The following is an 18,219-nucleotide window of genomic DNA, read 5'->3' on the forward strand; positions in this document are numbered from 1 at the left end:
TGCGTGCGGCGGCGAAGCGCTCAGCCGCCTTCGTAAATGCGATGGAAACGGTGGCCGAGGCCGGTGAGCACCTCGTAGCCGATGGTGCCGGCATGGCCGGCGACATCGTCCACGGCCTGGTGGCTGCCGATCAGCTCGACCAGATCGCCGGCCTTCAGCGCCTCTTCCGGCAGCGCAGAAATGTCGATGATGATGCTGTCCATCGACACGCGGCCGATGAAAGGCAGCCTGACGCCGTTGAAATAAGCGCCGGCCGCCGCGCGGCGGTGCCAGCCATCGGCATAGCCGAGTGAAATGGTGGCGGCCCGCAGCGGCCCGGCGGTGCGATAGGTGTGGCCGTAGCCCACGCCGATATCACCCTCGAGCGTGCGGATCTGGATGACCTTGGCTTCGAGCCGGACCACCTCGCGCATCGGGTTGGCATGGCCCGGCGTCGGGTTGATGCCATAGAGCGCGGCACCCGGCCTGGCGAGATCGTAGTGATAGTCCGTGCCAAGGAAGATGCCGGACGAGTTTGCCAGCGAGACAGGTGCGGCCGGCAGCATGGCGCGCAGGCGGTCGAAATTTTTCTTCTGCAGGGCATTGGCCGGATGTTCGGGCTCGTCGGCGCAGGCCAGATGGCTCATCACCAGCTTGACGTCGAGGCCGTCGAGCAAGCCGGCATCGGCCGCCAGCGTCTCGACCTCTGACGGCATCATGCCAAGCCGCGACATGCCGCTGTCGACCTGCAACGCCGCCGGCAGCTTTCGGTCCAGCTTGCGGGCAGCCGCGCGCCATGCAGCAAGCTGTTCGAGGCTGTTGGCGACGGTGGTCAGGCCGGCCGCAGCGGCCTCGGCTTCCGCGCCGGGCGCAGTGCCGTTCAGCACATAGATCGCCGGCTCCCGGCCCAGCACCGCACGCAGCGCCAATCCTTCGCCGGCATGAGCGACGAAGAAAGTGTCGCAGCCTTCCCGCGCCAGCGCCTTCGCCACCTGAACCGCGCCCAACCCGTAGGCATCCGCCTTGACCACGCCGGCACAGCGCGTCGCGCCCAGGCGCTCCTTCAGCCGGCGGTAATTCTCGCGGACAGCGCCGAGATCGATATGCAGCACGGCACCCGCCCGAGCTGCCTCTGCCTGCCGTGAATCGCGATTATTTGCAAAAGACTGGTCCATTTCGCCGAAAAACCCCGATCTCGACACAAAATCATGTCGGAATTAGAGATAAGTTGCGTATTTATCCTGCCAGAAGCACAATCCTTGTCCAAAACTGCGGGAACATTCGGGGATCGTGCTTTCAAAGCATCAATAATTCGGGAAACGTTGCACTGCAATATCCCTCGCGCAAAACAGTTGGCGCAAACCATTGGGCCAGCAAGAGCAAAACGACGCAATTTCAGGAAAAGCGCGGGAAACGGCGCAGAAAGACCGGTTCAGGGCCGGTTCGCTGCCCTCAGGACGAACCCTGAAATCACATCCGCAAGCTCATTCGGGAGCGCCCGTGCCGGTTCGGCGTAGGTGGCGACGTTGCCGGCAAAATCCGGCCCGGCATCGACCAGAACATGGTTCATGCGCGCGAACCAGCGGCTTTCGACATTCTCGCGAGCCGTGGAAAGTGCGTCGAAATCGGCGCGGGAAACCTGCAGGTCCGCACCGCCGCCGATCACCAGCACCGGCAGCGGCAGTTCGGCCAGCGCGCTTGCCGGGGCGAGTGCGAAAAGCGAACGGAGATAGGGCTGGATCGACGGGCGGAACAGGGCAAGCAGCGGTACCGGCACATCGGCCACGTCATCACCGGCCTCAAGCCGCGCCAGTATCTCCAGCGCGGTTGCACGCAGCGGCCCGGACGTGGCCGCAAGCTGGTCGCGCAACGTGTCGGCCAGCCGCCTGGGCGTCGCGACCAGAACGAGCCCCGCAATCGACGGTCGCCGTTTGGCAAGTTCCAGCGCAATCATGCCGCCTTCGCTATGCCCCAGCACCATGACCGGGCCTATGTCCGGCCGCGCCGCCAGCCAGTCGAACACATCCGCCGCGTCATCGACGAAGCTGTCGATGGTGAATTCGTCTTCCCGCTCGGCCGATTTGCTGCCGGCCACGCCACGCTTGTCGTAGCGCAGGGTGGCAACGCCTCCAGCGGCGAGGTCGTCGGCCAGTAGAGCCAGATAGCCGGCCTTGATACCGAGGATACTGTTGCCATCGCGGTCGGTGGGCCCGGACCCCGCGATCACCAGCACGGTCGGCGCAGCACCCTCGCCCACAGGAATTGTGAGCGTAGCGGGAAACCCGGCTGCCGACATGTTTTCGCGCAACGGTTCCCCGGCACGGGCAGGGCCTGTCATCACCGCCACCGCGATGCAGAGCGCGCCCAGCCGGCGCATATCATGGCGCCAGATAGCGGAATGCGGCAACCACCTGCTCATAGACCTGCCGCTTGAAAGGCACGATAAGGTCCGGCAGGTCGATCATCGGCTTCCAGTCCCAACGGTCGAATTCGGCCGTGTGGCCGCCCGGCGGCGGGTTGATGGCGATTTCGTTTTCGTCGCCCTCGAAGCGGAAGGCGAACCATTTCTGCGTCTGCCCGCGATATTTGCCCTTGAAGGCGATGCCCAGCTTGTCGGCCGGCAGATCGTAATTGATCCAGCCCGGCACCTCGGCCAGCAGCGAGACGCTGCGCATCCCGGTTTCCTCATAGAGTTCGCGCAGCGCTGCCGGCAGCGGCTCCTCGCCCTTGTCGATGCCGCCCTGCGGCATCTGCCAGAGCTTGTCGGTGCCGGCCATTTCGCTGTCGGGCTCGGCTATACGGTGTCCCGACCAGACCAGCCCCTGGCGATTCAGCACCATGATACCGACACAGGGTCGATAGGGCAGCGCCTGCGGATCGATCTTCTTCGTCATGTGAGCATTCAGCCTTGTTCGGGGTCGGTGGCCAGTGCCGAGATCGGCACGATCTCTATGCCACGCCGCCGCGCTTCCGCAACCCATTGCGCGACGGCATCGACCGTCACATCGAAGGCCGAGCCGGTGCCGATGGCAGAACCCTTGGCGCGCGCCGTCGCCTCAAGTTGGTCGAGTTTCTTCAGGATGGCGTCGCGGCTGCGCTCGGCATCGATCGCGGCATCGGCGACGGCATAGGGCACGCGGTCCTGCAATGCCAGTTCGGGCGCCACGCTGCGGGTCGAGGAGCCATCGTCGAGATAAAGCAGGCCGCGCTTGCCCAGTTCCGCCAGCACCGGCTCCATCGCCGCCCTGTCGGCCACGAAGCGCGCGCCCATATAGTTCATCACGCCGGTGTAGTTGGTGGTGCGCGACAGCGCCCAGCGCAGATTCTTCAGGTTTTCCGCCGGCTTTGCCGCCACCGTCAGCGTGTTGCGGCCGGGATTGACGTTCGGGAAATCGAACGGCTCAAGCGGCACCTGCATGATGATCTCATGGCCCTGCCGGCGGCTTTCCTGCATCCAGCGGCCGATGCTGTTGCCGTCCGAGGCGAAGGCCAGCGTCACCTCCGGCGGCAGCTTGGCGATGGCCTCCTGGGTTCCGGTCTGCGACAGGCCGAGCCCGCCGATGACGATCGCCACGCGCGCGCCGCGCGCGCCCGACCACGGCCGCGCATAGACATCGACCGGCCGCCTACCATCGGCGGCGCGTACCGGTAATGGCCCCTCCGCGCCTTGCTCGATCAGCGCCTTGTCGGGCAAATGCGCAACCCGCAGGTTCTGGCCGACAGCGGAAGGGTCGCGAATGACCACAACATTCTGCCCCGCGCCATCTGCCGGCGGATTGACATGGATGATGGACGGTCCGGGATTTGCCTGGCTGGCAGGCGCCGGCGTGCCAGCCGACCCCGCCGCCGTCTCCACCTTCACCGGCTCAATCACCTCCGGCGTCGAAAGAACGACGGTCGCCGGATTGCGGAAGGGCCGTTCGCGAAACGCGATTGCGCTGGAAGCTGCGGCAACGGCCACGACCGCAAGGCCGAAAACCAGCGAACGGCCCGTGAGCGGGACACGCCGGCCCGCGCCGCGCGAGGCTGGGCCTGGCTGACCTAACGGGCGATCGATGTCCTTATCGAAAGGCGACAAGCCGTATTCCTCGATATCGGCGGGAACAGGCTTCCGCAGACGAATTCCGCCGGTGAACCCGGCGGAAACGCGTCTCTCAAATCGAACGATGCAGGCAGTCCCCGCGGCTACCTGCCACCCGTTCTTACTGCTGGTTCAGCACCGCCCGCTCCGGATTGGGCGGAAAGGCCGGATCCGTCTTGGTGCCCTGCAGCAGGTCCAGCGCATAGTTGAGCTGGATGTCGTCCTTCGCCTCGGGCGGCACATAGGCCGACGAACCCGAGCCCTGATCGCTCTCCTCGACGCCCTTGATGTGGCCCTTGAGATCGGACTCGCCGCGCGACACGTCACGGCCCTTCAACTCGTCCGGCAGCGGCTGCTCGACCTTGATGTCGGGCGTGATGCCCTTGCCCTGGATCGACTTGCCCGACGGCGTGTAATAGAGCGCCGTGGTAAGCCGCAGCGCGCCGTTTTCAGCGAGCGGGATGATCGTCTGCACCGAGCCCTTGCCGAAGGACTGCGTGCCGAGCACCGTGGCGCGGCGATGATCCTGCAAGGCACCGGCAACGATCTCCGAGGCGCTGGCCGAGCCGCCATTGATCAGTACGATCAGCGGCTTGCCATCGACCATGTCGCCGGGGCGGGCATCGAAGCGGGTCACATCCTTCGGATCGCGGCCACGTGTCGAGACGATCTCGCCCTTGTCGAGGAAGCTGTCGGACACGCTGACCGCCTGGTCGAGCAGGCCGCCCGGATTGAGCCGCAGGTCGAGGACATAGCCCTTGAGCTTGTCGTCCGGCACCTGCTTCCTGATCTGCTCGATGGCATTCTGCAGGTCGTCGAAGGTCTTCTCGGTGAACGAGGTGATCTTCATATAGCCGATGTCGTCTTTCTCGACACGGAACTTCACCGCCTTGACCTTGATGATGTCGCGCTTGATCGAAAGCTCGATCGGCTTGTCGGCGCCCTGGCGCAGAATGGTGAGCTTGATCGGCGTGTTGACGAGGCCGCGCATCTTGTCGACGGCGTCGTTCAGCGTCATGCCGCGCACTTCCTCGCCATCGATCTTGGAGATGTAGTCGCCGGCCAGCACGCCGGCTTTGGCGGCGGGCGTGTCGTCGATCGGCGTGATCACCTTGACGAGGTCGTTTTCCATCGTGACTTCGATACCAAGGCCGCCGAATTCGCCCTTGGTCTGAACGCGCATGTCCTTGGCGGCTTCCGCGTTCATGTAGGAGGAGTGCGGATCGAGCGAAGTGAGCATGCCATTGATGGCGCTTTCGACCAGAGATTTCTCATCTGGCGGCGTCACATATTGCGCGCGCACGCGCTCGAAGATGTCGCCGAAGATCGCCAGTTGCCGGTAGGTCTCGGAGCTCGCCGCATTCGCCGTGGAGCCGGGCACGCCATAGACCAGCGTCATGGCGGATGCGCCCATCAGCGCACCGGCTAGCAGAAGCGACAACTTACGTACCATTTTCTGTCCTTCCAGAAAGCCGTTCCGCCCACCACGGGGTCGGATCGACGGGTTTTCCATCCTTGCGGAACTCAATATAGAGTTCCGGACCACTGTTTCCATTCGGAGCCGCAGAGGTGCTCGCCACCCTGGCTTCCCCCATCGCGCCGATCGGTTCGCCTGCAAGGACGGACTGACCCAGCGAGACGCTGATTCTGCTCATGCCCGCCAGAACGACATGATAACCGTCGCCTGCGTTCAGGATCAAGAGTTGTCCATATGACCGGAACGGCCCCGCATACAAGACATTGCCATCGGCCGGCGCGGTTACGATGGCGCCCGATTGTGTCGCAACCATGTCGCCCAGCATCACACCGCCACTGGCATCTTTCTGCCCGAAACGCTTGCTGATACGCCCCGTAACCGGCAGCGCGATCTGCCCGCGCAGAGCCGAAAAGGGTGCTGCCGCCATCAGCCGGTTCGCCTCGGGCAGCGCTGCCAGTTCCGCCTCGCGGGCGCGCCTTTGCTCCTCGGCCCGCCTGGAAGCCTCGCTGCGGGTCTTTTCGGCCTGCTTTTCCAGCGCCGCGATCAGGTCCTTGAGGTTTTTGGCGCGCGCGGCCAGGTCCTCCGCGTTCATTTTTTCTTCCGCCAGAGCCGATTCGGCCTCGGCTTGCAGGCGCTCTTTTTCCTGCTGAAGCAAAGTGAGCCGTTCCTTCTCGGCAAGCTGCTCGCCGACCGAGGCCACCAGCTTCTGGCGCTCGGCCTCGATGGAGGTGGTGACGCGCGACATTTCCTTCAAGTCGGCCATCAGCACTTCGGTCTGCTCGCGCAGCTCCGGCACTACCGCGCCCAGCAGGATGGCGCTGCGTACGGAAGACAGCGCATCTTCCGGCTTCACCAGAATCGCCGGCGGCGGATTGAGCCCCATGCGCTGCAGCGCGCCCAGAACTTCCGCCAGCACACCGCGCCGCGCCATGAGCGAATTGTGGATGCCTTCCTTCTGTTCCTTCAGCCCTTCCAGCCGGGCGGTGATGTCGTCGATATCCTGGCTGAGCTTCTTTTCCGTCTTGGCCGACTGGATCAATGCTGCGGTGATGCTGGCAAAATCCTTCTTCACCTTGGCGACATCGGCCTTCAGCGTTTCCATGCGCTCCGCGGAAACAGTGATTTCCTTCGAAACCTGGTCATATTCGGCCTGCCGCTCGGACCTGGTGGCGACGAGAGCCGCGGCCGGGTCCTTGTTTTCGCCGGTAGCTTCTTCGGCCTGCGCGGTCATCGGAAAGCAGGCGACAAGCAAAGCGGCCGCGAGCATGCCGATGCATGATCGTCCGATCCCTGCCTTGCTGACCTTCATTCCCGACATTCCGATGCGCCGCATGTTTCGCATCGACCTTAGCGGCCGCTTCTTAACGAACCATCAACCATGTTGCGACGGGTTCGCTCACTGAAAAAAGTCACGAAATGCGTCGGAAATCGGACCGTTCCCGTCAGGCACGGTGATAGGGATGCCCCGAAAGGATCGTCGCGGCGCGATAAAGCTGTTCGGCCAGCATGATGCGCACGATCTGGTGCGGCCAGGTCAGCGCGCCGAAAGACAGCGTCAGCGCAGCACTTTCCCGCAAGGACGGGTCGTGGCCATCCGGCCCGCCGATGGCGACGACCAGATTGCGCTGGCCACCATCGCGCAGAGCGGCGAGCCGGTTTGCGAAATCTTGCGAAGAGATGTTCTTGCCCCGCTCGTCGAGCAGGATCAGCGCCGCGCCGGCGCCAAGTTGCGCCTGCAATTTCTGCGCTTCCTCGCGCTTGCGCTCAACCGCGCTTTGCGCACGGCTTTCCGGCGCCTCGACGACGCCGGCGAATTCCAGGCCGATTGCCGGGCCGCTTTTGCCGAAACGATCGAAATAGCGTTCGACCAATTCCTTCTCGGGGCCGGCCTTCATCCGGCCCACGGCATGTACGGCAATCTTCATCCTGTCCTGCCCGGTGAAACGGAGGCCTGGAGCATTTTGCAGTCAGACGGAATCGTCTGACGTCGCACAAATGCGGCGGAGGAAACAGAACTGGAGCGGCGGAGGTGCGTACGTCAGAACGTCCGCTGCTCTAGTGGACCGTTTCTTCCTCGAGGTCCGGCGCCAGCCACATCTTCTCGAGATTGTAGAAGTCGCGAACCTCCGGCCGGAAGACATGGACGATGATGTCGCCCGAATCGATCAGCACCCAGTCGGCCGATTCCAGCCCTTCGACGCGGGCGGAGCCGAGACCGGCATCCTTCAGCGCCTTGAGCAGATTGTCGGCGACCGCCGCAACATGACGATGCGAGCGGCCCGAGGCGACGACCATATGGTCGGCGAGGCTCGACTTACCGGTGAGATTGATGGGGACGATGTTTTCGGCCTTGGAGTCTTCCAGACTGGCAAGGACTGTTTCGAGGGCGCGGGACACGGCATCAATTCCGTTCATCCCGGCCAGCGAAGGCATGATGTTTGCCTTCTTGGGTAGTGCTGTTCTCAGTGTCTTTCCTTTCGAAACAAGAACAAGCGAGCATCCGGCTTGAAATGCCGGACACCTTATAAATAGGCAGAGTCGCGCGACACTTTCAAGACGGCCCGGCTCCGCCGGGAAACCCACCAGTTGGGACGCGGCTATTGCGCTTTCAACCCTTCCGGACAAACTTTTACGTTCACGGCTCTCTCACGGGCGCTTCGTGCCGTTGCGGATGGCGGTGGAGGAAAGCCAGGAGCGACGGCCATGGATGAAGGTCCAGGCCGGAGCGCGCATGCGCGCCAGCCGGGGCGCATCCGATTCATCGACCCGCGCATAGGCGAATGTCTTGGCCACCACCGAGGACAGGAACGACAGGGTCGAGCCCGGCCGGTCGATGACGGCGATGGGGAAGGTCATCGCGATCTGGCGCCAGCGCTGCCAGTGGTGGAAATCGCGCAGATTGTCCGCTCCCATGACCCAGACGAAATCGACGCCCGGATTGCGCGCCTTGATGAGCGCCAGCGTGTCGGCGGTGTAGCGCACATGATAGCTCGCCTCGAAGGCAGTCACCTTCATGCGCGGATCGCGCGCGATCGCCCTGGAAAGGCGGATGCGCTCGGCGAGCGGGGCAAGCTCGCGCGTATCCTTCAGCGGGCTTCCGGGCGTGACCATCCACCAGAACTGATCGAGCCGCAGCCTGCGCATCGCGATCTCGGCCACCAGCGCATGGCCCCCATGCGGCGGATTGAACGAACCGCCGAACAGCCCCACTTGCATGCCCTTTTCGACATGCGGCATGCGCAGAAAGCTCGGCGCGACGCTGATACCCTCCTCCTTGCGGGGAGGGTCGATCCGCGAAGCGGAGCGGGGTGTCGGCTGGATCAGGTCGGAGGTCGGCAATTGATTTCCACCCCCGCCCCGGCTTCCGAATGACGCTTCGCGACATTCGTTTGCCGACCCTCCCCATAAGGGGGAGGGTAAAACGGCCCCACAATCACGGCCGCACCTGCCCCGACCCGCGCACACGGTATTTGAAAGAGGTGAGCTGTTCGACGCCGACCGGCCCGCGCGCATGCATCTTGCCCGTGGCGATGCCGATCTCGGCGCCCATGCCGAACTCGCCGCCATCGGCGAACTGGGTCGAGGCGTTGTGCAGCAGGATTGCCGAATCGATCTCGTTGAAGAAGCGCTCCACGGCCTCTCCATCCTCGGCAACGATGGCCTCGGTGTGATGCGAGGAAAAAGTCTCGATGTGCTCGATGGCGCCGGCGACGCCGTCCACCAGCTTCGCCGAGATGATGGCGTCCAGATATTCCGTCACCCAGTCGGCGTCCACCGCGGGCTTGGCATCCGCAAAGGCCTTCAACACGTCTTCGTCGGCGTGGATTTCGCAGCCGGCCTGGCGCAGCGCCTCCAGCACCGGCGCCAGATGCGTGGCCGCGGCTGCCCGGTCGATCAGCAGCGTCTCGGCCGCGCCGCATATGCCGGTGCGGCGCATCTTGGCGTTGACGGCGATTTTTACCGCCATGTCGAGATCGGCCGACTTGTCGATATAAAGATGGCAGATGCCTTCCAGATGCGCGAACACCGGCACCCGCGCCTCGTTCTGCACGCGCTCGACGAGGCTGCGGCCGCCGCGCGGCACGATCACGTCGAGATTGCCCGACAGGCCCTTCAGCATCTCGCCGACGGCGGCGCGGTCGGTGGTGGGCACGAGTTGAATGGCGTCTTCCGGCAGACCGGCGGCACGCAGCCCCGCGACCAGACAGGCGTGAATGGCGGCCGAGGAATTCAGCGAATCCGACCCGCCGCGCAGGATCACCGGATTGCCGGCCTTAAGACACAGCGCGCCGGCATCTGCCGTCACGTTCGGGCGGCTTTCATAGATGACGCCGATGACGCCGAGCGGCGTGCGCACGCGCTCGATATGCAGGCCGTTGGGGCGGTCCCATTCGGCCACGACCTCACCCACGGGATCACGAAGATCGGCAATGGCGCGCACGCCGTCGGCCATGTCGCGGATGCGTTTGGGATCGAGCTTCAGCCGGTCCATGAAGGAACCGCTCAGGCCCGATTGCTCGCCGTTCTTCACGTCGATGGCGTTGGCGGCGAGAATTTTCTCCTCGGCCGCAACGATGGCATCGGCCATGGCGAGCAGCGCCTCGCGCTTGCGGTCCGCGCTGGCGACGGCAAGTGGCCGGGCGGCGGCGCGCGCCTTGCGGCCGAGCGCTGCCATCAGCGCCACAGTATCCTGCCCGGACTTGTCACTCGCCATCAGCATGGCTCATCCTTCCGCCTGCGCCGCTTCGATGTGGCTCACCACCAGATCGTCGCGATGGATCATAGCCGAGCGCGCCTCATAGCCAAGCACATCGGCGATTTCGTTGGTCTTCAGCCCCGCGATCCTTACGGCATCGGCCGCGTCATACGCAACCAGCCCGCGCGCGATCTCGCGGCCCTCGGGACTGAGAATGGCGACCGTATCGCCGCGCGAGAAATTGCCCTCGACCCTTTTGACGCCCGCCGGAAGCAGCGACTTGCCCGACAGCAGCGCCCCCACAGCACCGGCATCCACTGCCAGCCGCCCGGCCGGCTCAAGCTGGCCGGCGATCCAGGTCTTGTAGCCCTTCACCGGATTGGCGCTCGGCTTGAAGAAGGTGGCCCGCTCGCCACGGTCGATGGCGCCAAGCGGATTGGGCCGCGTACCGGCGGTGATGATCATGGCCGTCCCGGCAGCGGTTGCGATCTTGCCGGCATCGAGTTTCGTCCTCATGCCGCCGCGCGACAGTTCCGATGCAGCGGCCCCGGCCATCGCCTCGATGTCGGGCGTGATACGCTCGACCTGCGGAATGAATTTCGCCGCCGGATCGAAGGCCGGCGGCGCGGTATAAAGCCCGTCTATGTCGGAAAGCAGGACCAGAAGATCCGCGCCCATCATGGTGGCGACGCGCGCGGCAAGGCGGTCATTGTCCCCATAGCGGATTTCGCTGGTGGCCACCGTGTCATTCTCGTTGATGACCGGCACGGCCTTCATCTTGAGCAAGGTGGAAATGGTCGCGCGCGCATTGAGGTAACGGCGGCGCTCCTCGGTGTCGCCGAGCGTCACCAGCACCTGCCCGGACTTCAGGCCGTTGCGGCCAAGCTCTTCCGACCAGGCTCCGGCAAGGGCGATCTGGCCGACGGCGGCGCAAGCCTGGCTTTCCTCCAGCTTCAGCGCGCGCTTGCCAAGGCCCAACACGGTGCGGCCGAGCGCAATGGCGCCCGAGGACACCACCAGCACCTCGCAACCTGCTTCAGCCAGAGCGGCAATGTCGTCGGCGATGGAGGCGAGCCAGTCGCGCTTCAGCCCGGCCGAGCGATCGACCAGCAGGGCCGAGCCGATCTTGACGGTGATGCGCTTGTATTTCTTCAGCGGCTGCAGGCTCATGAGCGGGCCTCCGCATTGGCAAGGAAAGTCAGCGTTCTACAGGGGCGGGTATGGCGACACTCAAGCATCACATGCGATCCGGAATTACCTGACCCAACGCTCGTCGGGCACATTCGGAGTTTCTTCTTCCCGCGCGGCCTGAACCTCGTCGATCAACGCGCGCAGAACCGCTTCCACGCCCTCGCCGCTGACGGCGGAAAGCAGGAACGGCGTGGTACCCGCGGCACGCTTCAGCGAGGCGAGCTTCTTCTTGCGCGCTTCGGCATCCAGCGTGTCGGCCTGGCTCAACGCCACGATCTCCGGCTTCTCGGCCAGCCCGTTGCCATAGGCCTCCAGTTCGCCGCGCACGGTCTTGTAGGCCTTGCCCGGATTTTCCTCCTGCGCCGAAACCAGATGCAACAGCACGCGCGTGCGCTCGACATGGCCGAGGAAGCGGTCGCCGATGCCCACGCCCTCATGCGCCCCTTCGATCAGGCCCGGAATGTCGGCGATGACGAACTCGCGCGCATCGACCCGCGCCACGCCAAGCCCCGGATAGAGCGTGGTGAAAGGATAATCGGCGATCTTCGGCTTGGCGGCGGTGACGGCCGCGAGGAAGGTGGACTTGCCGGCGTTGGGCAGCCCCACCAGCCCCGCATCGGCGATCAGCTTGAGCCGCAGCCATATGGCGCGCTCCTCGCCCGGCAGGCCCGGATTGGCGCGGCGCGGCGCCTGGTTGGTCGAGGTCTTGAAATGCTGGTTGCCGAAGCCGCCATTGCCGCCGGCGGCCAGCCGGAAGCGCTGCCCCACTTCGGTGAGGTCGCAGATCAGCGTCTCGTTGTCCTCTTCATAGGCCTGCGTGCCCACCGGCACCTTCAGCACCACATCCGCACCCTTGGCGCCGGTGCGGTTGCGGCCCATGCCATGGACGCCGGTCTTGGCCCTGAAATGCTGCTGGTAGCGATAGTCGATCAGCGTGTTGAGCCCCTCGACCGCCTCGATCCAGACATCGCCGCCACGGCCGCCATCGCCGCCGTCCGGCCCGCCGAACTCGATGAATTTTTCGCGGCGGAACGAGACGCTGCCGGCGCCCCCGTCGCCGGAGCGGATATAGACTTTGGCCTGGTCGAGGAATTTCATCGGAACTGGCTTTTCGTTGCTGTCTTGTCTGTCGCGCACTGCACTAGAGCATGTTGCAGCCAGGTGGAAACACTTGGCGTCGCACACATGCGGCGAAATCAATTGGATAGACCATGACGTCGTCCGAAAACCGCTTCACACTTTTCGGCATCATGGTCTAGCGCAAAGAGCGCCCGAGCGCGAGTGCGCGGTGGAATCTTCGCATGCCGGGCCGACCTTCCTCCGTCAGCGCCCCCTTGAACTGGAATGAGGAGGCAGCCGGCCGGCCGGTCTCCTCATCCATTCGTCAAAGGCGCGCCCATGTTCTGAGGCTTACCCAGGTCTTGCGGTCGAGGCGGTAGCGTTCGACCGGCACCTTGCCGGCAACAAGCGAGTTCAGCATGCCCTGCCCGGCATACTGGAAGCCGCACTTGTGAATGACCCGCCGCGAGGCCGGATTGATGACCCGGCAGGAGGCGTGCAGCACATTGATGTTGGTCGCCCGGAAGGCGAGATCGACGAGGGCGTGGGCCGCTTCCGTGGCGTAACCGCGCCGCCAGTAGGGCTCGCCCACCCAGTAGCCCAGCTCGAGGCCGCGTTCGGTGGCGTTGAGCCCCGCGCATCCCACGAACGCACCCGTTTCGGCAAGCGTCACCGCGTAGGCGCTGCCGCCGTGACGCGACAGCGAGGCCATCGAGAGAAACGAGCGGGCTTCGGTCTCACCATAGGGATGGGGCATGCGCGACAGCATCTCGGCGATCCGCGGATTGTTGGCGAGCGACACCAGCTCGGCGATGTCCTCTTCGTGCGGGACGCGCAGCAGCAGCCGCTCGGTAACGAGCACCGGGCAATCTATGATCAGACTTTCGTCTTCGTAGTCCTCCGATTCGGCAACCATTCAAGTATCCTCCAGGCAAAGAAAAAGGGGAGCTGGCGACCCATCTCCCCTGATCCTTTTTCTGGATTCTACCAGACACCGGTCCCGAGATGGGGCGCCGGTGTTGTGGTGCGGATCCGGCTACTCCGCGGCTTCGGTAATCGGGTTAACCGATACGTAGGTTCGGCCGTTGGCTTTCTTACGGAAAGCAACCGCACCGGCTTCGAGCGCAAAAAGGGTATGGTCAGTGCCCATGCCGACGTTCGTGCCGGGGTGCCACTTGGTGCCGCGTTGGCGAATGATGATGTTGCCCGGAACGACTGCTTCGCCGCCGAACTTCTTCACGCCGAGGCGCTTGGATTCCGAATCGCGACCGTTGCGCGACGAACCGCCAGCTTTCTTATGTGCCATTGGTTTACTCCTTCAGTCCTCGAACTTACTCGTTTTCCGCCGCGGCTGCAGCCTTCTTCGGCGCGGCCTTCTTGGCAGGCTTTTCGGCAGCTTCGCCCTCGACAGCCGCTTCCTTCTTGGCAGCAGCCTTCTTCGCCGGCTTGGCACCGCCCGTCAGAATCTCGGAGATCCGGATGACGGTTTCGTGCTGGCGATGGCCACGCTTGCGGCGCGAGTTCTGGCGACGACGCTTCTTGAACGCGATGACGGTCGCGGCGCGGCCCTGTTCGACCACTTCCGCCGTCACGGTGGCGCCTTCCACGAAGGGCACGCCGAGCGCGACGTCCGCACCCTCGCCAACCGCGAGGACCTCGGTGATTTCAATCACGTCGCCAGCATTGCCGGCGACCTTGCCGACGGTGATGACGTCGTTGGCGGCAACGCGATACTGCTTGCCACCGGTCTTGATGACTGCGAACATTTTTTGCCTTTCGCTGTTCGGTCCGGCCTCTAAAGAACGCGGGTGCGTCCGGGCCGTCTTTTTGTCAGTCGGGGTTCAAAATAAGACCGGCGCGGGGAAACCCCCATGCCGGAACTGTGCGCGTGTAACCGAATGCTTGCCGCAAGTCAAGGTGACGCACAAATAAGTCGCCCGGGGGCCTTGTGCATCGGCCCGCGACTCGTTATCTAGCGAGCCGCGTCGGCAACGACCCAACCATCTATGCGGAGAAGTGGCAGAGTGGTTGAATGCACCGCACTCGAAATGCGGCATAGGTGCAAGCCTATCGGGGGTTCGAATCCCTCCTTCTCCGCCATCCCCTCCTGAAAGTCTGCATAGCTGGGTTAGACGGCCATTGCTCAAGCCGTCATGTTCCGGCACATTCTGTTGCAACGCAAGGGGACGAATTATGGATTCGGTCGAGAAATTCGCGCTGTCGATAATGTTGCTGTTCGGTGCGCTGATCGTCGGCGGACTGATGGCTGTCGGCATAGCCTGGAACGACAAGCCTGCCTTCCTTTACGCGCTGGCCGCCGCAATTGTGGTCTGGGCATCGGCATTTGCCGTCCTGTTCGGCAAGCCGCCGGTCTATGGCGCGCTCCTCATTCTCGCGGGGCTGCTTATCGCCGCCTCCATCACGGCAATCGTCACCTGAGCCATTCACCGCCCATCCAGTGAGCATGCCCGCCCTGCGCACCGGGAAGCCGCGTGTGGCGCCTGAGCCGCTTCGATAAGGTGGCTTGCCGAATTCAACTGCTTTGATCCCGTCCCGCTCCCTGTGCGGTCGTTTCCAGCGGCGAAGCAGCCTCTTGTCCGAACGGATGCCCGCACCTTTGGCCGCATCTGCCTATCCACGAAGGCGGAGGGCCGCGGCCAGGCAAAAGCGCGCAAACGAAAAAGGCGGGTGTCGCCACCCGCCTTTTCCAAAAACATTATATGCCTTGTCAGGCCGGCAGCAGCGCGCCTTCCAGCGTCGTGAGCTGGGCCAGGAACGCCTCGGCGCGGGTCTTGGCCTCGTCGTCCTTGGCATCGGCGACGTCTTCGCGCGCTTCCTGGATGCGACGGGTCAGCTCGGCCCGGTCGATATCCTTCACGGAAGTCGCCGATTCGGCCAGCAGCGTGCAGCCGGAGGGCAGGATGTCGGCAAATCCGCCGAACACCACATAACGCTCTTCCTGGCCGCTGGCGGACTTCACCGTGACGACGCCCGGCTTGATCGTGGTCATCACCGGCGCATGCTTGGCCAGAACCGTCATCTCGCCTTCCGCACCCGGAATGACGACGGACTGGACCTCTTCCGAGACGAGCAGACGCTCGGGCGAGACCAGTTCGAATTTGAAAGCTTCAGCCATGATGTCTCACAAAGTTCAGAACCGTAGTGGGCATGGTCCCGTGAAAGGTCGAACCATGCCACGGAAGCGCGGGCTTGAGGCGCCCGCGCCGCTTGCAATCTGTCTTATGCGGCTTCCGCAGCCAGACGCTGGGCCTTCTCGATGGCCATATCGATCGAGCCGACCATGTAGAAAGCCGCTTCCGGCAGGTGATCGTATTCGCCTTCGACCAGACCCTTGAACGAACGGATCGTGTCTTCCAGCGGAACGAGCTGGCCCGGCGTACCGGTGAACACCTCGGCCACGAAGAAGGGCTGCGACAGGAAGCGCTCGACCTTACGGGCGCGGGCCACCGTCAGCTTGTCCTCTTCCGACAGCTCGTCCATGCCCAGGATCGCGATGATGTCCTGCAGCGACTTGTAGCGCTGGAGGATTTCCTGAACGCGGCGAGCGACGTTGTAGTGCTCCTCGCCGACGATCAGCGGATCGAGCATGCGCGAGGTCGAGTCGAGCGGATCCACGGCCGGGTAGATACCCTTTTCCGAGATCGCGCGGTTGAGCACCGTCGTCGCATCCAGGTGGGCGAACGAGGTCGCCGGCGCCGGGTCGGTCAAGTCGTCGGCCGGCACGTAAATGGCCTGCACGGAGGTGATCGAGCCCTTGTTGGTGGTGGTGATGCGTTCCTGCATCGCACCCATGTCGGTGGCCAGCGTCGGCTGGTAGCCCACCGCCGAAGGAATACGGCCGAGCAGAGCCGACACTTCCGAACCTGCCTGCGTGAAGCGGAAGATGTTGTCCACGAAGAACAGCACATCCTGGCCCTGGTCGCGGAAATGTTCCGCGATGGTCAGGCCCGAAAGGGCGACGCGGGCACGCGCACCGGGCGGCTCGTTCATCTGGCCGAACACCAGGGCGCACTTGGAACCTTCGGTCGAGCCGTTGTTCTCGTGCGGGTCCTTGTTCACGCCCGATTCGATCATTTCGTGGTAGAGGTCGTTGCCCTCGCGGGTGCGCTCGCCCACACCGGCGAACACCGAGTAACCACCGTGCGCCTTGGCGACGTTGTTGATCAGTTCCTGGATCAGAACGGTCTTGCCGACGCCGGCGCCGCCGAACAGACCGATCTTGCCGCCGCGAGCGTAAGGTGCCAGCAGATCGACGACCTTGATGCCGGTGACGAGAATCTGGGCTTCCGTCGACTGATCGACATATTCCGGGGCCGGCTGATGGATGGCGCGGCGGCTCTTGGTCTTGACCGGGCCGGCTTCGTCCACCGGCTCACCGATGACGTTCATGATGCGGCCGAGCGTCTCGTCGCCGACCGGAACGCTGATCGGGCCGCCGGTGTCGGCAACCGCCTGGCCGCGCACCAGACCTTCGGAGGTGTCCATGGCGATGCAGCGCACGGTGTTTTCGCCGAGATGCTGCGCCACTTCGAGAATGAGGCGATGACCGCCGTTGTCGGTCTCGAGCGCGTTCAGGATCGGCGGCAGTTCACCCTCAAAGTGAACGTCGACGACGGCGCCGATGACCTGAGAGACGCGGCCAGCCGCGCTCTTGGCAGCCACTGCGGCTGTCGTCTTCGCTGCGGTCGCCTTGGCAGGCGCCGCCTTCTTTGCTGCGGGGGCCTTCGCCGCCGGAGCCGCTTTCGGTGTAGCTGCTTTAGCCATGCTGTAACCTCTTGGTCCGTTTCTGCTTCGACGCGAGCCCCGGGAAAGCCAGCTTCCCCGACTCACGCGCTAGAGCGCTTCCGCGCCCGAAATGATTTCGATGAGTTCCTTGGTGATCTGCGCCTGGCGCTGACGGTTGTAGGTGATGGTCAACCTGTTGATCATGTCACCCGCGTTGCGCGTCGCATTGTCCATCGCGCTCATCTTGGCACCCATCTCGCCGGCAGCATTCTCGAGCAGCGCCCGGAAGATCTGCACCGAGATGTTGCGCGGAATGAGATCGCTGAGGATTTCACCCGGCTCCGGCTCATATTCGTAGACGGCGCCGCCCGCGCCTTCCCCTTCGGCCTCGGCCGGAGCCGCTGCCGGGATGATCTGCTGCGCGGTCGGGATCTGGCTGATCACCGACTTGAACTCGGAATAGAACAGCGTGCAGACGTCAAAGCCGCCCTGGTTGAACAGGGTGATGACCTTGCGGGCGATCGCGTCGGCATTGGCAAAGCCGATCGTCTTGACATCGCGCAGTTCGATACGATCGACGATCAGCGCGCTGAAGTCGCGGCGAAGGATGTCATAACCCTTCTTGCCGACGGTGATGATCTTCACCGTCTTGCCTTCGGCCTGCAGCTTGCGGGCGTGGTCGCGAGCCAGACGCGAGATCTGGCTGTTGAAGCCCCCGCACAGGCCGCGTTCGGCCGTGCAGACGACGAGCAGGTGCACGTCGTCCTTGCCGGTTCCGGTCATCAGGGCCGGGCCGTCGCCATTGCTGCCGACGGCCTGGGTGATGTTGGCCAGAACCGCACCCATGCGCTGCGAATACGGCCTGGCTGCTTCCGCCGCCTCCTGGGCGCGGCGCAGCTTCGCCGCGGCGACCATCTGCATCGCCTTGGTGATCTTCTGCGTCGCCTTGACCGAGGCGATACGGTTTCGGAGATCCTTTAGAGAAGCCAT

19 protein-coding genes and 1 tRNA gene are annotated in these 18,219 nt (G+C 64.1%); 2 read left to right on the forward strand and 18 right to left on the reverse strand.

The annotated features are described in order from the left end of the window. Nucleotides 1–20: 20 nt before the first annotated feature. From alr to rplU, 15 genes are all read right to left on the reverse strand, one after another. Nucleotides 21–1,154, reverse strand: coding sequence for an alanine racemase (alr, locus tag C7441_RS07815; protein ID WP_146201437.1), 1,134 nt, complete (start codon nucleotides 1,152–1,154; stop codon nucleotides 21–23). A 257-nt stretch (nucleotides 1,155–1,411) separates the two neighbouring features. After that, on the reverse strand, nucleotides 1,412–2,398 hold the full coding sequence (locus C7441_RS07820) for an alpha/beta hydrolase (protein ID WP_109612368.1): 987 nt from the start codon (nucleotides 2,396–2,398) through the stop codon (nucleotides 1,412–1,414). Further along, entirely contained in the window at nucleotides 2,358–2,873 is a 516-nt protein-coding gene (locus tag C7441_RS07825) for an RNA pyrophosphohydrolase (protein ID WP_019172394.1), read from the reverse strand. Before C7441_RS07825 ends, C7441_RS07820 begins: the two co-directional genes overlap by 41 nt. Nucleotides 2,874–2,881: 8 nt before the next feature. Continuing rightward, on the reverse strand, nucleotides 2,882–4,057 hold the full coding sequence (locus C7441_RS07830) for a divergent polysaccharide deacetylase family protein (protein WP_109612369.1): 1,176 nt from the start codon (nucleotides 4,055–4,057) through the stop codon (nucleotides 2,882–2,884). 124 nt (nucleotides 4,058–4,181) lie between these two features. Then, on the reverse strand, nucleotides 4,182–5,513 hold the full coding sequence (locus tag C7441_RS07835; RefSeq protein WP_109612370.1) for a S41 family peptidase: 1,332 nt from the start codon (nucleotides 5,511–5,513) through the stop codon (nucleotides 4,182–4,184). Further along, the gene (locus C7441_RS07840) at nucleotides 5,503–6,846 is read right to left on the reverse strand and encodes a murein hydrolase activator EnvC family protein (protein ID WP_109612371.1); all 1,344 of its coding nucleotides are present in this window, start codon (nucleotides 6,844–6,846) and stop codon (nucleotides 5,503–5,505) included. The genes C7441_RS07835 and C7441_RS07840 overlap by 11 nt, the downstream gene beginning before the upstream one ends. Nucleotides 6,847–6,979: 133 nt before the next feature. Continuing rightward, nucleotides 6,980–7,462 carry a 23S rRNA (pseudouridine(1915)-N(3))-methyltransferase RlmH gene (gene rlmH, locus C7441_RS07845; protein ID WP_109612372.1) on the reverse strand — a complete coding sequence of 161 codons (483 nt, stop codon included), beginning with the start codon at nucleotides 7,460–7,462 and terminating at the stop codon, nucleotides 6,980–6,982. 130 nt (nucleotides 7,463–7,592) lie between these two features. After that, nucleotides 7,593–7,970 (reverse strand): ribosome silencing factor, encoded by a 378-nt coding sequence (gene rsfS / locus C7441_RS07850; protein ID WP_019172399.1) that lies wholly within the window; start codon nucleotides 7,968–7,970, stop codon nucleotides 7,593–7,595. A 213-nt stretch (nucleotides 7,971–8,183) separates the two neighbouring features. Next, nucleotides 8,184–8,774, reverse strand: coding sequence for a nicotinate-nucleotide adenylyltransferase (locus tag C7441_RS07855; RefSeq protein ID WP_109612460.1), 591 nt, complete (start codon nucleotides 8,772–8,774; stop codon nucleotides 8,184–8,186). Between the two features lie 196 nt (nucleotides 8,775–8,970). Then, nucleotides 8,971–10,257, reverse strand: coding sequence for a glutamate-5-semialdehyde dehydrogenase (locus C7441_RS07860; protein ID WP_109612373.1), 1,287 nt, complete (start codon nucleotides 10,255–10,257; stop codon nucleotides 8,971–8,973). A gap of 3 nt (nucleotides 10,258–10,260) precedes the next feature. Beyond that, nucleotides 10,261–11,397, reverse strand: a complete 1,137-nt coding sequence (proB, locus tag C7441_RS07865) for a glutamate 5-kinase (protein WP_109612461.1) — start codon at nucleotides 11,395–11,397, stop codon at nucleotides 10,261–10,263. Between the two features lie 90 nt (nucleotides 11,398–11,487). Then, nucleotides 11,488–12,522 carry a GTPase ObgE gene (gene obgE, locus C7441_RS07870; protein ID WP_109612374.1) on the reverse strand — a complete coding sequence of 345 codons (1,035 nt, stop codon included), beginning with the start codon at nucleotides 12,520–12,522 and terminating at the stop codon, nucleotides 11,488–11,490. A 286-nt stretch (nucleotides 12,523–12,808) separates the two neighbouring features. After that, entirely contained in the window at nucleotides 12,809–13,399 is a 591-nt protein-coding gene (locus C7441_RS07875) for a GNAT family N-acetyltransferase (protein WP_019172404.1), read from the reverse strand. Between the two features lie 120 nt (nucleotides 13,400–13,519). Continuing rightward, on the reverse strand, nucleotides 13,520–13,789 hold the full coding sequence (gene rpmA / locus C7441_RS07880; protein WP_019172405.1) for a 50S ribosomal protein L27: 270 nt from the start codon (nucleotides 13,787–13,789) through the stop codon (nucleotides 13,520–13,522). A gap of 25 nt (nucleotides 13,790–13,814) precedes the next feature. Then, on the reverse strand, nucleotides 13,815–14,249 hold the full coding sequence (gene rplU / locus C7441_RS07885) for a 50S ribosomal protein L21 (protein ID WP_109612375.1): 435 nt from the start codon (nucleotides 14,247–14,249) through the stop codon (nucleotides 13,815–13,817). 244 nt (nucleotides 14,250–14,493) lie between these two features. On the opposite strand from rplU, the gene C7441_RS07890 reads away from it, so the two are divergent. Beyond that, nucleotides 14,494–14,583, forward strand: a tRNA-Ser gene (locus C7441_RS07890). Nucleotides 14,584–14,676: 93 nt separating this feature from the next. Beyond that, nucleotides 14,677–14,922, forward strand: coding sequence for a hypothetical protein (locus C7441_RS07895; protein ID WP_019172407.1), 246 nt, complete (start codon nucleotides 14,677–14,679; stop codon nucleotides 14,920–14,922). 289 nt (nucleotides 14,923–15,211) lie between these two features. Here C7441_RS07895 and C7441_RS07900 read toward each other — a convergent pair whose 3' ends face one another. From C7441_RS07900 to C7441_RS07910, 3 genes are all read right to left on the reverse strand, one after another. Continuing rightward, complete coding sequence (locus tag C7441_RS07900; RefSeq protein WP_019172408.1) at nucleotides 15,212–15,619, reverse strand: F0F1 ATP synthase subunit epsilon; 408 nt, start codon at nucleotides 15,617–15,619, stop codon at nucleotides 15,212–15,214. A 104-nt stretch (nucleotides 15,620–15,723) separates the two neighbouring features. Beyond that, complete coding sequence (gene atpD / locus C7441_RS07905; RefSeq protein WP_109612376.1) at nucleotides 15,724–17,268, reverse strand: F0F1 ATP synthase subunit beta; 1,545 nt, start codon at nucleotides 17,266–17,268, stop codon at nucleotides 15,724–15,726. Nucleotides 17,269–17,337: 69 nt separating this feature from the next. Further along, nucleotides 17,338–18,219, reverse strand: coding sequence for a F0F1 ATP synthase subunit gamma (locus tag C7441_RS07910; protein ID WP_109612377.1), 882 nt, complete (start codon nucleotides 18,217–18,219; stop codon nucleotides 17,338–17,340).

Source organism: Pseudaminobacter salicylatoxidans, from assembly GCF_003148475.1.
In the GTDB taxonomy this organism is placed as follows: domain Bacteria; phylum Pseudomonadota; class Alphaproteobacteria; order Rhizobiales; family Rhizobiaceae; genus Pseudaminobacter; species Pseudaminobacter salicylatoxidans.